At 72.7% G+C, this 15860-nt stretch carries 15 protein-coding genes; 6 read left to right on the top strand and 9 right to left on the bottom strand.

The genetic code is table 11. The features are described from left to right. Positions 1-64: 64 nt before the first annotated feature. Positions 65-1129 carry an endonuclease/exonuclease/phosphatase family protein gene (locus tag LP52_RS16850; RefSeq protein WP_238580956.1) on the bottom strand — a complete coding sequence of 355 codons (1065 nt, stop codon included), beginning with the start codon at positions 1127-1129 and terminating at the stop codon, positions 65-67. A 190-nt stretch (positions 1130-1319) separates the two neighbouring features. On the opposite strand from LP52_RS16850, the gene LP52_RS16855 reads away from it, so the two are divergent. Then, entirely contained in the window at positions 1320-1790 is a 471-nt protein-coding gene (locus tag LP52_RS16855) for an NUDIX hydrolase (protein WP_040274869.1), read from the top strand. Between the two features lie 16 nt (positions 1791-1806). On the opposite strand, the gene LP52_RS16860 is transcribed toward LP52_RS16855, so the two are convergent. From LP52_RS16860 to LP52_RS16865, 3 genes are all read right to left on the bottom strand, one after another. Further along, positions 1807-3297 carry a bifunctional ADP-dependent NAD(P)H-hydrate dehydratase/NAD(P)H-hydrate epimerase gene (locus tag LP52_RS16860; protein ID WP_040274871.1) on the bottom strand — a complete coding sequence of 497 codons (1491 nt, stop codon included), beginning with the start codon at positions 3295-3297 and terminating at the stop codon, positions 1807-1809. 167 nt (positions 3298-3464) lie between these two features. Next, on the bottom strand, positions 3465-3689 hold the full coding sequence (locus tag LP52_RS28060; protein WP_052809950.1) for an alpha/beta fold hydrolase: 225 nt from the start codon (positions 3687-3689) through the stop codon (positions 3465-3467). A 12-nt stretch (positions 3690-3701) separates the two neighbouring features. Then, positions 3702-4214, bottom strand: coding sequence for an alpha/beta fold hydrolase (locus LP52_RS16865; protein ID WP_052809951.1), 513 nt, complete (start codon positions 4212-4214; stop codon positions 3702-3704). Positions 4215-4606: 392 nt separating this feature from the next. On the opposite strand from LP52_RS16865, the gene LP52_RS16870 reads away from it, so the two are divergent. Next, the gene (locus LP52_RS16870) at positions 4607-5167 is read left to right on the top strand and encodes a DUF4913 domain-containing protein (RefSeq protein ID WP_040274873.1); all 561 of its coding nucleotides are present in this window, start codon (positions 4607-4609) and stop codon (positions 5165-5167) included. 63 nt (positions 5168-5230) lie between these two features. Here LP52_RS16870 and coaA read toward each other — a convergent pair whose 3' ends face one another. Continuing rightward, entirely contained in the window at positions 5231-6136 is a 906-nt protein-coding gene (gene coaA, locus LP52_RS16875) for a type I pantothenate kinase (protein ID WP_040274874.1), read from the bottom strand. Positions 6137-6755: 619 nt separating this feature from the next. On the opposite strand from coaA, the gene glmS reads away from it, so the two are divergent. After that, positions 6756-8606, top strand: a complete 1851-nt coding sequence (glmS, locus tag LP52_RS16880; protein ID WP_052809952.1) for a glutamine--fructose-6-phosphate transaminase (isomerizing) — start codon at positions 6756-6758, stop codon at positions 8604-8606. 135 nt (positions 8607-8741) lie between these two features. On the opposite strand, the gene LP52_RS16885 is transcribed toward glmS, so the two are convergent. Next, positions 8742-9779 (bottom strand): ABC transporter substrate-binding protein, encoded by a 1038-nt coding sequence (locus LP52_RS16885; protein WP_394298208.1) that lies wholly within the window; start codon positions 9777-9779, stop codon positions 8742-8744. A gap of 121 nt (positions 9780-9900) precedes the next feature. Here LP52_RS16885 and LP52_RS16890 point away from each other — a divergent pair, with 121 nt between their 5' ends. Genes LP52_RS16890 through LP52_RS16900 form a run of 3 tightly spaced genes read left to right on the top strand, consistent with a single transcriptional unit; the run spans position 9901 to position 12937 of the window. Beyond that, positions 9901-10962, top strand: a complete 1062-nt coding sequence (locus LP52_RS16890) for a FecCD family ABC transporter permease (protein WP_040274876.1) — start codon at positions 9901-9903, stop codon at positions 10960-10962. Further along, entirely contained in the window at positions 10959-12071 is a 1113-nt protein-coding gene (locus tag LP52_RS16895) for a FecCD family ABC transporter permease (RefSeq protein WP_040274878.1), read from the top strand. Before LP52_RS16890 ends, LP52_RS16895 begins: the two co-directional genes overlap by 4 nt. Next, complete coding sequence (locus LP52_RS16900; RefSeq protein WP_052809953.1) at positions 12068-12937, top strand: ABC transporter ATP-binding protein; 870 nt, start codon at positions 12068-12070, stop codon at positions 12935-12937. Before LP52_RS16895 ends, LP52_RS16900 begins: the two co-directional genes overlap by 4 nt. A gap of 171 nt (positions 12938-13108) precedes the next feature. On the opposite strand, the gene glmM is transcribed toward LP52_RS16900, so the two are convergent. The 3 genes from glmM to rplM all read right to left on the bottom strand — a co-directional run bounded on the left by glmM (position 13109) and on the right by rplM (position 15723). Next, positions 13109-14458 (bottom strand): phosphoglucosamine mutase, encoded by a 1350-nt coding sequence (gene glmM, locus LP52_RS16905; RefSeq protein ID WP_040274879.1) that lies wholly within the window; start codon positions 14456-14458, stop codon positions 13109-13111. 261 nt (positions 14459-14719) lie between these two features. After that, positions 14720-15238: a 30S ribosomal protein S9 gene (gene rpsI, locus LP52_RS16910; RefSeq protein WP_040274881.1), complete on the bottom strand. Its 519-nt coding sequence runs from the start codon at positions 15236-15238 to the stop codon at positions 14720-14722. 35 nt (positions 15239-15273) lie between these two features. After that, positions 15274-15723: a 50S ribosomal protein L13 gene (rplM, locus tag LP52_RS16915; RefSeq protein ID WP_040274882.1), complete on the bottom strand. Its 450-nt coding sequence runs from the start codon at positions 15721-15723 to the stop codon at positions 15274-15276. Between the last annotated feature and the right edge of the window lie 137 nt (positions 15724-15860).

Raw genomic sequence — 15860 nt, forward strand, 5'->3', positions numbered from 1 at the left:
TCGCCGGCCCGAGCGCGCGCCGCCGCCGGCCGACTACCTGCACCCGGGCCCGCGGCGGGCCTCCTCACGCCCGCGGCAGGGTCAGCTCGGCCAGGACCGCGCGGTGGTCCGTGTTGGGGACGGTGTGCACCGAGGTGCGGTGCACGGCCACGCGGTGGTCGACCAGGATGTGGTCGATCGCGGTGCCGGGCAGTGGGCGGTCGACGGGCCATGTGGCGGTCCAGCCGGAGCCCGTGGCGGCGGCCGCGTCGCTGTAGCCGGTGTCCAGCAGGGAGCGGAACACGGCGTGGTCGAGGGTCGCGTTGAAGTCGCCGGCGAGCACGCGGACGCGGCCGTTCGGGCGGGCGTCGGGCAGCTCCCGCAGGGAATCCCGCCACGCGGGGACGGCCGCGGCATCGCTCGGCGGCATGGCGTGCGTCGAGACGACCTCGACCGGCATCGCGTCCGGGACCCGCAGACGGGCGCGGGGCATCGCGAAGTAGGCGCTGCGGTCGGTGCCCCCGATCTCGTCGACCGGGTGCGCGGAGTAGACCGCTCCCCCGACCGGTCCCGTGGCGGCGTCCGTGACGCCGTAGGGAAGGTGGGAGCGCAGGCCCGAGCGGGTGAGGGCGTCGTCGAACTGCGGCGTCAGCTCCTGCAGGCTGAGCACCTCGACCCCGTGCTCGCGCACCAGCCGCACTAGAGCGTCGGGGTCGGCGAGGCCGAAGTAGACGTTCGCCGACAGCACCGTCAGCCGCGGACCGCCCGCATCCGGCGCCGAGCCCGGCAGCCCTCGCGGAAGGACGCAGCCCACCAGGGCGACGGCCGTCGCGGCCGCCGCCAGCGCCACCCAGCCGCGCCGCGCAAGCAGCGCCAGGGCGACGGGAAGGACGGAGGTCGCCGCGACGTAGGGCGTGAACGCGATCAGCGCCACAGCGGGGAATCCGGACTCCGCTCCGGTAAGCCGGACGAGGGCCCACACCCCCCACGGCAGCACTGACACCGCGGCGACCGCGGTGACCCACCCCCGGCGCCCGCCGCCGGACTCCGCCGATCGACCGAGCGCCCGAGGCGCCTGAGCGAGCCGGTGCAGCCTGCCGCCACCCGCCCTCGGACCGGAGGAGGGTACGGCGCCCTTCGTTCGAGCCACGGCTGTCCCCGTCCCTTGCGTCGGCCCCATCACTTACTGTTCACGTGTACCACCACTGCCTGCCGTGAAGCCAGGGACGGCCTCCGCCGCCCACGGCGGCCGCCGCGCCGCAGACGCCTCCCACGCGGGCAGGCGATGGCAGCTACGGATCGTCGATACGGGGGACGCAGCGTTGTCGGACCGAATCAGTGTGGCGCCGGGTATCCGCTTCCCGGACACGGCGGACGGCGCACGGTGGGTAGCGGGCGCCGTGATCACCGACGGCCGGGGGCACGTTTTCGTACAGCGCCGCTCACCGGACCGGCGGCTGTTCCCCGGCTGCTGGGACCTCGTCGGCGGCCACGTCGAGCCGGGAGAGTCGATGCCCGAGGCGCTCGCCCGCGAGATCGCCGAGGAGACCGGCTGGCGGCTGACCGCGATCCTCGCGGAGCTCGACCACCTGGTGTGGACCCCCGACGACGGGGTTCGGCGGCACGAGTCCGACTACCTCGTGCGCGTGGCCGGGGACCTGTCCGCGCCGCGCCTGGAGCCCGGCAAGCACACGGAGTTCCGCTGGATCGGCGAGCAGGAGCTGGACCTGTTGCAGGACAGCCGCAACCCGGGAGACACCTTCGTCGCCGAAACGGCCGCCCTGGGACTCGCCCGCGCCAAGGCGGTGTAGCCGCCCGGCGCCCCTCTCAGCCGATCTCGGCCAGGGCGAGGGGCAGGGCGTCGAAGAGGTCGGAGGCCGAGATCGCGGCGCCGTCGTGGGCGATCCGCGCGGCGAGGCCGTGCACGTAGGCGCCGGCCGCCGCCGCCTCGCGCGGCGCAAGGCCGGCGGCGAGGAACGCGCCGATGACGCCCGCGAGCACGTCGCCGGTGCCGGCGGTGGCCAGCAGCGGACTCCCGGTGGGGTTGGCGACCGCGGGGTGGCCCGGCTCCGCGACGACCGTGGTCGACCCCTTCAGCAGGACCGTGCACCCGTACTCGTCGGCGGCGCGCGCCACCGAGGACAGCCGGTCGCCCTCGACGTCCGCGCGCTCGGTGTCCGGCAGCAGCCGCGCCAGCTCGCCGGCGTGCGGCGTCAGCAGCGTGTGCGCCGAGCGTTCGCGCACCAGCTCGGGCTTCTTCGACACGACCGTGACCGCGTCGGCGTCGGCGAGCACCGGCTGCGGGGTGGCCAGCACGGCTTCCAGCTCCGCCTGGGCCATGGGGTGCAGGCCGCGGCCCGGGCCGACGACCCACGCGGCCACCCGGCCGGGCAGCGAACCGAGCGGGTCCATCGGGTCCAGGGTCGAGGCCACGGTCTCCGGCCAGCGGTTGAGCACCTCGGTGACGACGCCCTCGGCACCCGCGTAGCGGACCATGCCCACCCCGGTGCGCATCGCCCCGCCCACGGCCAGCACCGCGGCACCCCGGTAGCGGTCCGAACCCACCGCCATGCCGAGCACGCCGCGCCGGTACTTGTCGGACTCGGCCGTGGGGTGCGGCAGCAGGCGGGCGACGTCCTCGGCCTGCAGGCACTCCAGGCTCGGCCCCGGCAGCTCGGGGCCCAGCCCGATGTCGACGAACTCCACCACGCCGGCGTGCCCGGCGCCGGGGTCGACGAAGAGGCCGGGTTTGTGGGTGCCGAAGGTGACGGTGACGTCGGCGCGCACGGCGGGACCGTCCACGGTGCCGGTGTCGGCGTCGATGCCGCTGGGCAGGTCGACAGCGACCGTCGGCGCCTCGGCGGCGCCGGCCAGCGCGGCGACGGCGGAGTGGGGCTCGCGCAGGCCGCCGCTGCCGCCGATGCCTACCAGCCCGTCCACGAGGAGGTCGGCGGCGGCGATCTCGGCCGCGGCCTCGGAGTCGCCGACGCTCTCGGCCTCGCGGGGCGCTGCGACCGTGCGGCCGCCGGCCGAGCGCAGCGCAGCCGCTCCGCCCTCGTGCACGCGTGAGCCGACCAGTACCGCGCGCACCGAGGCGCCGCGGCGGGCCAGGAGCGTTCCCGCGTACAGCGCGTCGCCGCCGTTGTCGCCGCTGCCCACCAGCAGCACCACCCGTGCCCCGTAGGTGCGCCGCAGCACCCGCGAGCACGCGGCCGCGAGTCCCGCCGCGGCCCGCTGCATGAGCGCCCCCTCGGGCAATCGGGCCATCAACGCGCTTTCGGCCTTGCGCACCGTCGCCACCGCGTGTGCGTTGCGCACCGGGGCCTCCTCGTCGCTCGTCGCGTCGTCGCCGGATCCCGCGCCGGGATCGGCACTACTGCGAGCATGCCGCAATCGGCGCCGACCGCGACACCCGGCCCGCCGCCGACGGTCGGTACCCACGCGCTCCGGCGAGTCGCAGCATCCGCGGAGGGGCGTCCGGCCCCTCATTCCGCGATGATGCTGGCGACCTCCTCCGGCGCCGACACGTGGGGGCAGTGGCCGGCGTCGACCTCCACGGCCTTGACGTCGAGGCGGACCTCCGCGGCCACGCGCATCCAGTGCGGGCGCAGGGTGCGGTCGCGCAGCGGGAGCAGATAGGTCGACACCACACCGCGGGGCAGAGCGCGCGGCGCCTGGGCGAAGGCGCGGGCGGGCTGGAACAGTCGCACGGTCTCCAGCCCTCAGCGCAGGGTCGCCAGGTCGCCGTCGTGGAAGAGGAAGTAGCCCGCCGTCACCGGATCCTGGGTCGGCGGCGCGACCAGCTGCGTCCACTCGGAGTTGAACATCTGCGCGGGCGAGGCCTGCATCTCGTCGAGGAGGCTGCGCCCGCCGATGGTGTCCGGCACGAAGGCCGCCAGCCACACCACCCGGCCGGCCCCCACGCGCGCGGCGACCGCCGCCGCCAGGGCGCCCGCACCCGAGTGCACCACCACGGTCGGGCCGTTCCCGCCGTCGTCCGCGCGTCGGCCCACGCCGCGGCCGTCCGGTTCTCCTGCCGGCGACGCGGCCCCCTCCGCCGTCGCCGCCGCCACCTGTTCGGCGACGAGATCCGCATACTCCTCGGCGGAGCGGTCGGTTCCGCCCGCGAGCAGGTCGACGGGGACGGGCCGGTGCCCGCGCGCGACCAGTGCCTCGGCGAGGCGGTCCCAGCCCCGGGGAGACTGCGTGGTTCCGTGTACGAGGATGTACTCCATGGCGCTTCCTTCGCGAATCGCAGCCCGGCCGTCCCGAGGCCCCCGCACTCCCGGCACCCGCACCAGTAGGTCCGTCGCGCCAAACCTATGGCCGATGATCACGCCGAGGGAACCGCCCCAACAGGGAGAATCTCGTCGAATCGGTGATCGGGGAGGTACGGACGGGTTCGGGATCCCCGCGCGCTCCCGCCCTTCCCGCCGAGCGCCGCGCGCATCACCGCGGCCCCGGCCGGATCGGCGGGCGCCCGGTGTGGCATACGGTCTGGAAGAGCCCTCACCACCGCACCGGACGCCCGCGTGCACGGCATCCGGGTGTCGGCAACCGACCCACTTGTGACCACTCGACCGGGACGGCGCTCCCGGACACGCACAGCAGCCACGGGACTTGCCGCATGACCTCCACAGACGACCGCATCGCCACCGAAGACGGGCTGACCCACGACGGACTGTTCGAGCACGTGGCGCACCTGCAGAACGCCATGCACCGGCTCGGCGCGGACGTCATCAGGTTGCAGACACAGCTCACCGAACTCGCCGCGGCTCCGGACCGCGAACCCGAACAGGACGAGGCCGCCGAGGCGACCCCCTTCATCTTCAACATGTCGCGCGAGGCCTACAAGGGCGAGCTTGCGGACTTGGTCACCTGGGTGAACGAGTTCCTCGTACCCGTGTATGTGGGTACGGGCGACGAGCTGAAGAGCGACGGAGGCGGACGCGCGGCCTGGTGCCCCGTGTGGTGGGAGCACCACGCGGCGGTCGGTCGACTGCACGCGCTGCGGCTGGCGTATCAGGAGCTGTCCGACACCCGGGTCTCGGGCCCCTCGGGTCCGGCCGTGTGGCACCGCGAGCATCTCGACCCCGTGCTGGAGCGGCTGCGCTCCCCCCACGGCCCCTTCGCGGCGTGCTCGGCGACGACCGGCCACCGCAGGAGCGCCCGCTCCGAACCGGCCTGACCCCGACCGGGCCGACCGGGTCGGCCCGGTCCGCACCGCAGCGCGGGCCTGGAGGCGTCCGGCTCAGGTCTTGCGCAGCCGCACACGGCGGATGGCGTGGTCGGCGCCCTTGTGCAGCACCAGCGTCGCCCGCCCGCGCGTGGGCAGGATGTTCTCGACCAGGTTGACCTCGTTGATGCTGCGCCACACGCCCGTGGCGAACTCGACGGCCTGCTCCTCGTCGAGCTCGCTGGCCATCGCGTGGAAGTAGGAGCGCGGGTCGGAGAAGGCGGTGCGCCGCAACTCCTGGAAGCGGTCCAGGTACCAGGAGCGGATGTGCTCGGGCTTGGCGTCGACGTAGATCGAGAAGTCGAAGAAGTCGGCCACCGCCAGCCGTCCCGGCAGCGGCGGCTGGAGCACGTTGATCCCTTCGAGGACGAGTATGTCGGGCCGCTGCACGGTCTGCGTCTCACCGGGGAGGAGGTCGTAGGCCAGGTGCGAGTACACCGGGATGTCCATCCGCGGCGCGCCTGCCTTCATCTCCGACACGAACCGTACGAGGGCACGCCGGTCGTAGCTCTCGGGGAACCCCTTGCGGTTCATGATCCCGCGTTCCTGCAGGACCGCGTTGGAGTGGAGGAAGTTGTCGGTGCTGACCAGCTCGACGTTGGGATGGTCGGGCCACTGGGCCAGCAGGGTGCGCAGCAGCCGGGCGGTCGTCGACTTGCCCACGGCGACGCTGCCGGCCACGCCGATGATGAAGGGCACCGGCTGGTCGCCCTCGCCGAGGAAGTCGCGCACCGCCGCGTGCCGTTGCCGGGTCGCGCTGACGTACAGGTTCAGCAGCCGCGAGAGCGGCAGGTAGATGTCGCGTACCTCGTCCAGCGACGTGGGGTCGGTCGTTCCCCGCACGGCTTCGAGGTCGTCCTCGGTCAGCGGGAGCGGTGTCGTGTCGCGCAGTGCCGCCCACGCCGGCCGGTCGAGTTCCACATACGGCGTTGAAAAGCCGTTCTTCGTCGAAGCCACGCCTGCCCACACTAGAGGAGAGGGCCCGCCCTGATGCGCGCTCCCCCTGGAGAACGCATCGAACCGCCGCTGGAAAGGGCCCGGTGGTGGTGCGGGATGCCGTTTCCCCCCACCACCACCGGACGATCAGGCGAGGACGCTAGTCCCCGGGTACTGCGGCGGAGCGGCTCCCGCCGGCCCGCAGCACGATCATCGCCATCGTCCTGGCGGCGCGCGCCGGTCTACCAGGTGCCGCCTTGTGCATGTCGCCCCCGTCGGATCGGCCGGCCAACGACTCCCGACACTGTGCGGCGGCCGCCTCAGGGGCGGCGAGGGACACGGGGGGATGCGCGGTCATGGAGCGATCTTTAACCGCCGCTTAACCACGCGGGACGAGCGACACGGCCGACATCGGACATGTGCGGAGATTCTTCTGCGGCCCCAAGAGCGCCTCGGCGGCAGCGCCTTGTGCGGCCAGCGACCCTCTGACGTGCGCGGTCTTATCGCGGTCACCAAATGGTCTATACCGTTACCTGCGTAAACGCTTAATGGTATGGGGCGTGGATGGTCGGCCGCGGCCCGCCCATCGCTTACGCTGGCCCCCATGTGCGGAATCGTTGGCTACGTCGGGCCGCAACCGGCGCTTGAGGTGGTGGTCGACGGCCTCAAAAGGCTGGAGTACCGCGGATACGACTCCGCGGGTGTCGCCGTACTGGCCGACGGCCGGATGGAGACCGAGAAGCGCGCCGGAAAGCTCGCCAACCTGAAGGCGGCCCTGGCCGAGACCCCGCGTTCGGCCGACGGCATCGGCATCGGGCACACCCGCTGGGCCACCCACGGCGCACCCAACGACGTCAACGCCCACCCCCATGTCGACAACGACAACCGGGTGGCCGTCATCCACAACGGCATCATCGAGAACTTCGCCGCGCTGCGCCTGGAGCTGGAGGAGCGCGGCTGCAAGTTCACCTCCGAGACCGACACCGAGGTGGTCGCCCACCTGCTCGGCGAGGAGGTCAAGGCGCAGGACGAGGACCTGGCCGCGGCCATGCGCGCGGTCTGCCGCCGCCTGGACGGCGCCTTCACGCTCGTGGCGATGTACGCGGGCGATCCCGACATGGTGGTCGCCGCCCGCCGCAACTCGCCGCTCGTCGTCGGCCGCGGCGACGGCGAGAACTTCCTCGCCAGCGACGTCGCCGCCTTCATCGCCCACACCCGCGACGCCGTGGAGCTGGGCCAGGACCAGGTGGTGGAGCTGCGCCGCGACTCGGTGACCGTCACCGACTACGACGGCAACCTCGCCCCGGTGCGCGAGTACCACGTCGACTGGGACGCCTCGGCCGCCGAGAAGGGCGGCTACGAGTACTTCATGCTCAAGGAGATCGTCGAGCAGCCGCAGGCCGTCGCCGACACCCTCCTGGGCCGCGTCGGGGTCGACGGGACGCTCACCCTGGACGAGATGCGGCTGGCCCCCTCCGAGCTGCGCGAGATCGAGAAGATCGTCATCATCGCCTGCGGCACCTCCTACCACGCGGGGCTGATCGCCAAGTACGCGATCGAGCACTGGTGCCGCGTCCCGTGTGAGGTCGAGGTCGCCAGCGAGTTCCGCTACCGCGATCCCATCCTCAACCGGCAGACGATGGTGATCGCCATCTCGCAGTCGGGCGAGAGCATGGACACGCTGATGGCGGTGCGCTACGCCCGCGAGCAGCGCGCCCGCGTCCTGGCCATCTGCAACGTCAACGGCTCCACGATCCCGCGCGAGTCCGACGGCGTGCTCTACACCCACGCCGGACCGGAGGTGGGTGTCGCGGCCACCAAGACGTTCCTCACCCAGCTGGTGGCCTGCTACCTGATCGGGCTCTATCTCGCCCAGGTGCGCAACACCAAGTTCGGCGACGAGGTCAACGCCGTCATCGCGCAGCTGGCCCGAATGCCCGAGCAGGTCCAGAAGGTGCTGGGCACTGTCGGCCCGGTGCGCGAACTGGCCCGTTCGCTGTCCGGCGCCGGGACCGTGCTCTTCCTCGGCCGCCACGTGGGCTATCCGGTGGCGCTGGAGGGCGCGCTCAAGCTCAAGGAACTGGCCTACATGCACGCCGAGGCCTTCGCCGCCGGCGAGCTCAAGCACGGGCCGATCGCGCTGATCGAGGACGGCCTGCCGGTGGTCGTTGTGGTGCCCTCGCCCGAAGGGCGCGGGGTGCTGCACGACAAGATCGTCTCCAACATCCAGGAGATCCGTGCCCGCGGCGCCCGCACCATCGTCATCGCCGAGGAGGGCGACGAGAGCGTGCGGCCCTACGCCGACGAGCTGATCGGCATCCCGGCGGTGCCGACCCTGCTGCAGCCGATCATCTCGTCGATCCCGATGCAGGTGTTCGCCTGCGAGCTGGCGCTGGCCAAGGGCAACGACGTCGACCAGCCGCGCAACCTCGCCAAGAGCGTGACGGTCGAGTAGCCGGGCGGTCGAGCAGCACGGCCGGTCCGGCACCGCACGCGGGCCTCCCGGCCCGCGGAGCGCGGATGCGCGCAGCGGCCGGGGCGAGGGGCCCGCGTGCGGTAGCCGGGGGCGTCCCCGTGCGGGAGCGCGGCTCTACCGCGGCGCCTCCACCCCGAAGATGTCGGCCATGTCGTCGAGCACGGTGTGGGCGCCCTGAAGGCTCACCGAGGACAGCCACACCTCGTCGGCGACGGTGTGCTTCTCGCCCTCGAGCTGGCCCCACAGCGGGTTCCCGGTGAACTTCTCGGCCTTCTCCGCGGACTCTCCGCTGCCGTCGTCCCACGTGGAGACCATGATGTGGTCGGCTTCGAGGTCGAGGATCCGCTCCGGGCTCAGGTTGGCGGCGATGGCGCCCTCCTCGGGCATGGGCGCGTCTTCGGGACGCGGCAGGCCCACGTCCTTCTGGACGATCCCGGGGAAGGAGTCAGGGCCGTAGAGGCGCACGGTCGGCTCGCCGGCGAAGCGGGCCAGCGTCATGGTCGGAGCCTCGCCGCCGTTCTTCTCGGCGACGGCCTTCCCCAGGTCCGCGGCCCGCTCCTCGAAGTCGGCGATCTGGCTCTCGGCCGTGTCCCGCTTGCCCACGGCCTCGCCGACCAGCATGTGGTTCTGCTTCCAGGTGGCGCCGGTGGTCTCGGAGAAGACGGTCGGGGCGATCTTGGCGAGCTGGTCGTAGACGTCCTCGTGGCGGACCTTGGCCGAGAGGATCAGGTCGGGCTGCAGCTCGGCGATCTTGGCGAGGTCGGGCGACTCCAGGGACCCCACGACCTCGGCGTCGCCGGCATGGGTGCGACCCTGCTCGCCGAGGTAGTCGCGCAGTCCCTCGCCGTCGGAGTAGGCGGTGCGGCCGATGACGTCCATCTCGAGTCCGATCGCGGAGTCGAGGTAGCTGGTGTCGAGCACGACGACGGTCTCGGGCGCCGACTCGATCTTCGTCTCGCCCATGGCGTGCTCGACGGTGACGGGGAAGCCGCCGGAGCCGCCGGAGTCTCCGGAGGCGTCGTCGGCTCCGCCGGTGTCTGCGCCGCAAGCGGTGAGCAGGACCAGCACGGCGGCCGCGGAGGCGGTGGCGAGCGTCCGCGCACGGGTGCGCAGGCAGGCGGTAGGCGCCATCAGGTTCCCTTTGCTGTTCACGTTAGATTAGGTTCGTCTTGCCTAACACACGACAATGTCGTGAAACTGGGAGTATGCGAGTTTTACGCTGGTTTGTCCAGGGCCGACGACCGGTCCACCTGCGAAGGAGAGGGTTGCCGCGGTGACGACGAGCGCGACCGCCCCGCCGCAGGGCGCCGAGGAGGCAGCGCCTGCAGACGCCGGACCGCGGCTGCCGCGCCGCCTTGCGGGTCTGGCCCTGCTGCTGGCCGTACTGGCCGTGTGCGCGGTGCTGAGCGTCGCAGTGGGCGCGCGCGGCATCGCCCCCGCCGAAGTCTGGCGCAGCCTCTTGACACCCGACGGCGGCGAGGCCAGCACGATCGTGCACGCGCTGCGCCTGCCCCGCACCCTGCTGGGTGCTGTCGTCGGCATCGCGCTGGGGGTCGCCGGGGTGCTCATGCAGAGCCACACCCGCAACCCCATCGCCGACCCGAGCCTGCTGGGCGTGGCCTACGGTGCGGCGTGCGCCGTGGTCTTCAGCGTCTTCCTGCTCGGGCTCAGCGACGTCTCCAGCTACGTCTGGTTCGCGATCGGCGGCGCGCTGGCCGCCAGCGTCGCCGTGTTCGCCGTCGCATCCGGCGGCTCGCGCGGCCCCACTCCGGTGACCCTCCTGCTGGCCGGTGCCGCGATGAGCGCCCTGCTCAGCGCCATCGCCTCGGCGGTCGTGCTCCTGGACGAAAGCAGCCTGGAGGTCTACCGGTTCTGGCGCATCGGCTCGCTCAGCGGCCGGCCCGAGGGCGTGACCGCCCAGATCCTGCCCTTCGTCGCCGCCGGGCTGGTGCTGGCCCTGCTCGGCACACGGGGCATGAACGCCCTGGCACTGGGCGACGACGTGGCCACCTCCCTCGGGCACCGGGTGCGGCTCGTGCGGGCGTCCGGCGTCGCCGCCATCGCGCTGCTCGCGGGCGGCGCCGTGGCCGCCGCCGGACCGATCGGGTTCGTCGGCCTGGTCGCCCCGCACGCAGCCCGGGCCGTCACCGGACCCGACCACCGATGGCTCGTCCCCTACGCGGCGCTGTGCGGCGCCTCGCTCGTGCTGGCCGCCGACGTGACCGGGCGCGTGCTGCGCGGCTCCGGCGAGGTGGAGGTGGGTATCGTGCTCGCCGTGCTGGGCGGCCCCTTCTTCGTCGCGCTCGTCCGCCGCAGGAGGCTGATCGAACTTTGAGCGCCTCCGCTCCCCCCTCCCCCGCACCCGAGACATCGCCGGGCGCAGCGCTGGACCGGCCCGTGCTGCGCATCGGTCCGGCGACGTGGCCCTGGCGCCCCCGCACCGTGCTGGTGTGCCTGGCGGTGGCCGTGCTGCTGGCGGCCGCGTTCCTGCGGGCTCTGGTGGCCTTCGACTCCTCCAGCGTGGGCCTGGCCGACACGGCGGCGGTACTGCTCGGCGCGGGCGACCCCGGCCAGCGCTTCATCGTCCTGGAACTGCGCATGCCGCGGGCGGCGACGGGCGCGCTGGTGGGCGCCGCGCTGGGGCTCTCCGGCGCCCTTCTGCAGTCCCTCGCCCGCAACCCGCTGGCCAGTCCCGACACCCTGGGTATCGGCTGGGGCGCGGCCATCGGCGCCGTCACCGTGATCGTGTTCGGCGGCAGCGCGGGCGGCGTGAGCGGGGCCGCGGCCCGGTTCGGCGTACCCGCGGGCGCGATCGTCGGCGGTCTCGCCACGGCCGTGGTGGTCTTCGGCCTCTCCTGGCGCTCCGGCGTGCACAGCAACCGGCTGCTGCTCGTAGGCATCGCGGTCTCGCTGACGTGCGCGAACCTCGTCTACTGGCTCATGACCTGGACCGATCTGCAGAGCGCGGCGCGCGCCCAGACCTGGGTCACCGGCAGCCTGCACGCGGCCGACTGGGACCGCGCCGGAACCGCCGCCGTCGCGCTGGCGGTGCTGATACCCCTCGCGCTGGGGGCCGGCCGTACGCTCGGGGCACTGGGGCTGGGCGACGACGCCGCCCTCGGGCTGGGTGTGCGGGTGGGCGCCGCGCGGCTGGTGCTGCTGGTGCTCTCCGCTCTGCTCGTGTGCGTGGCCACCGCGGCCTCGGGGCCCATCAACTTCGTGGCCCTGGCCGCCCCCCAGATCGCCATGCGGCTGTGCCGCTGCGCGCAGCCGCCGCCGTTCACCGCGATGCTGATGGGCGGTGCGCTGACCCTGGTCGCCGATCAGCTCGCGGCAGGGCTGTTCGCACCCCTCCAGCTGCCCGTCGGCGTGTTCACCGCCGTGCTGGGCGCGCCCTATCTGATGTACCTCATCGTCCTTCGCCACCGGGAGGCCCGGCTTTGACCCCCGATCCCGCCGCCCCCGCCGAGTCCGCTCGGCTGAGCGCCGAGCAGGTCACACTGGGCTACGGCGACACCGTCGTCTCCCGGGACCTGGACTTCGCCGTAGCCGATCGCGAGGTCACCGCCATCATCGGCCCCAACGGATGCGGAAAGTCCACGCTCCTGCGTGCGCTGGGGCGGCTGCTGCGTCCCGGCGCGGGTCGGATCATGCTGGACGGCCACCCGATCCGATCGGTTCCCCCGCGCGAGGTCGCCCGCACCGTCGCGGTGCTGCCGCAGTCGCCGCAGGCACCGCCGGGACTGGCCGTCGCCGACCTGGTAGCGCGCGGCCGGCATCCGCACCAGAGCTGGTACCGGCAGTGGTCCTCGGCCGATAGAGCGGCGGTCTCCCACGCGCTGCGGCTGACGGGGATGCTGGACTGCGCCGACCGCACCCTGGAGCAGCTCTCAGGCGGGCAGCGCCAGCGCGCGTGGATCTCCATGGCCCTGGCGCAGGAGACGGACCTGCTCCTGCTGGACGAGCCCACGACCTTCCTCGACCTCGCCCATCAGATCGAGGTTCTGGACCTGGTGCGCGAACTCAACGAGCGGCACGGGCGCACCGTCGTCATGGTGCTCCACGATCTCAACCTGGCCGCCCGCTACGCCCACCGCCTCGTCGCGATGTGCGAAGGGAAGGTGCGTGCGACGGGCGCGGCGGAAGAGGTGCTGACCCCCGGCCTGCTCAACGAGGTGTTCGGCCTGCGGTGCGCTGTCATCCCCGATCCCGTCTCGGGCACCCCGCTGGTGGTTCCGGTGGGCGCCCACGACACCGCGCCCGACGCCGCGGCGGCCGCCCCCGGCGTACCGCGCTCGTCGGCGGAGTGAACCCGCCGTCGGAGCGCTTCGTCGCACCGGCGGCCCGACCTCCGACTCCAGCGGACGAAGCAGAGGGCGGCACGCGCGCGCGTGCCGCCCTCTGTGCTCGTCTGCACCGCGGTGCCGGGCACTGCGTTTCGCCGGGGCGGGGCCGGCTCCCCCGCCGGGCGTCACACCCGGCTAGCCGATCACCAGGTCCTCGCGCACGACTCCGGCGAGGCGCTCGGCGACCTCGCGGGCGTGGGGCTCGGCGGCGGCCTCGACCATGACGCGGACCATCGGCTCGGTTCCGCTGGGGCGGATCAGCACGCGACCGGTGTCGCCGAGCTCGGTCTCGGCGGCGCTCACCGCCTCGGCCAGAGCCGCCGAGGACTTCGCCCGGGTCTTGTCCACACCGCGCACGTTGATCAGCACCTGCGGCAGCCGGGTCATCACCTTGGCCAGCTCGTTCAGCGCCAGGCCGCGCCGGCTCATCGCGCACAGCAGGTGCAGCGCGGTCAACAGGCCGTCGCCGGTGGTGGCGTGGTCGGTGAGCACCACGTGGCCGGACTGCTCGCCGCCCAGCGAGTACCCGCCCTCGCGAATGGTCTCCAGCACGTAGCGGTCGCCCACGGGGGTCTCCACCACGGTGATCCCCGCCTCGCGCATGGCCAGCTTCAGTCCGAGGTTGGACATGACCGTGACCACCAGGGTCTCCTTGGACAGCCGACCGGCCTCGTGCAGTTCCAGCGCGAGAATGCCCATGATCTGGTCGCCGTCGACCACCGAGCCGTCGGCGGCCACCGCCAGGCAGCGGTCGGCGTCGCCGTCGTGGGCGATGCCGACGTCGGCCCCGTGCTCGCGGACGGCGTCGCGCAGCGCGTCCAGGTGGGTGGAGCCGCACCCCTCGTTGATGTTCAGGCCGTCGGGGTCGTCGTGGATGGCGACGACCTCGGCGCCCGCGCGCCGCAGCGCCTCGGGAGCCACCGCGGCGGCGGCGCCCTTGGCACAGTCCACCACGACGCGGAGACCGTCGAGGCGGTGCGGGATCGTGCCCACGACGTGCCGGATGTAGCGATCGGCCCCGTCGTCGACGGCGTCGGCCACCCGGCCGACGGAGGCGCCCACGGCCCCCTCGGACGGCTCCTTCAGCGCGGCCTCGATCCTGTCCTCGACGGCGTCGGGGAGCTTCTGGCCGCCGCGCCCGAAGAACTTGATCCCGTTGTCGGGAGCCGGGTTGTGGCTGGCCGAGAGCATGACGCCGAAGTCGGCGTCCAGTTCGGCGGTGAGATAGGCGACAGCGGGGGTGGGCAGCACGCCCAGCCGGACGACGTCCACGCCGGCACTGGCCAGCCCTGCGGCGACGGCCGCCTCCAGGAACTCGCCCGAGGCCCGGGTGTCGCGGCCAACGACCGCCTTAGGACGCCTGTGATCGCCGTGCTCGCCGGGCAGCACCCGTGCGGCGGCGACGGACAGTTCCAACGCGAATGCGGCGGTGAGGTCGCGACCCGCGACCCCACGTACTCCATCGGTACCGAACAGCCGAGTCACGAACCAATCGCCCCTTCGTGGGTAGTTGCGATACCGGTCGCATCCGGAACGGGGCCGCGGTCTGCTGCAGTCGGGGGCGCGGGCCCGCGCTCGCGGAACGGGGCGAGAGCGCGGTCGGCCGAGGTACCCGTACGCATGCACCGAATGAGGATGGAACCGGCGGAAAGACGTACGGCCCGCTCAGACCACCCGGAGATCGGGAGGAAAGGCGGGCCGTGACCGGATGTGCCGACCGGAGCCGACGGCATCGCGGCGGAGCGCTTAGCGCTTGGAGTACTGCGGAGCCTTGCGGGCCTTCTTCAGGCCGGCCTTCTTCCGCTCGACCTCGCGGTCGTCACGGGTGAGGAAGCCGCCCTTCTTCAGCACCGGGCGGTTGTTGTCGGCGTCCAGCCCGGCGAGCGCACGGGCGAGGCCGTGGCGCAGGGCGCCGGCCTGGCCGCTGGGCCCGCCGCCGTTGAGCCGCGCGAAGATGTCGTAGGCACCGTCGAAGCCGAGCGAGACCAGCGGCTCCTTGATGACCTGCTGGTGCACCTTGTCGGGGAAGTACTCCTCCAACGGCTTGCCGTTGACCTTCCACTCTCCCGAACCGGGCGTGATGCGAACGCGCGCGATCGCCTGCTTGCGCCGGCCGGTGCCGGCACCCGGGCCGGAGGCGGTCGGGACGTACCCGGCGGCAGCGGCGGCCTCGGGGGTCTCGCTGGTGTACTCAGCGGGGAAATCCTCGGGATTTCCCTCGTTGTCCTGAGTTGCGACGTCTTCGATACCGGTCGGCTCGACCACGGTTCTCCTCGTACTTCCTTCAGTCTCGCGAACGCCTAGGCGGGCTGATCGATCTTCTTCAACTCGTAGGGCACCGGCTGCTGCGCCTGGTGCGGGTGCTCCGCCCCGGCGTAGACCTTGAGCTTCTTGGACATCTTGCGGCCCAGAGAGCCCTTCGGCAGCATGCCCTTGACCGCCTTTTCGATGGCCCGCTCCGGGTGCTTCTCCAGGAGCTCGCCGTAGGCGACCGAACGCAGACCGCCGGGGTAGCCGGAGTGCCGGTAGGCGCGCTTCTGCTGCAGCTTGTTACCGGTCAGCGCCACCTTGCCGGCGTTGATCACGATCACGAAGTCGCCGGTGTCGATGTGGGGCGCGTAGTAGGTCTTGTGCTTGCCTCGGAGCAGAGTGGCGACGTGGCTGGCCAGCCGCCCCAGCACGACATCGCTGGCGTCGATGACGTGCCACTGACGCTGGACATCGCTGGGCTTAGGGCTGTATGTGCGCACGATCGTAAGCCTTCGTCTCAGTCGGCGGGGCCCATCCCCGCGGACGGAGATGGAGAACTCAATTACTGGCTAGGCTGCCGCGCCCGTCGAGGGGCGTGCGGCCGCCGAATGGGTGCGGAGGATGCGTCACCGACTCC

The sequence above is a fragment of the Streptomonospora alba genome, from assembly GCF_000826685.1.
In the GTDB taxonomy this organism is placed as follows: domain Bacteria; phylum Actinomycetota; class Actinomycetes; order Streptosporangiales; family Streptosporangiaceae; genus Streptomonospora; species Streptomonospora alba.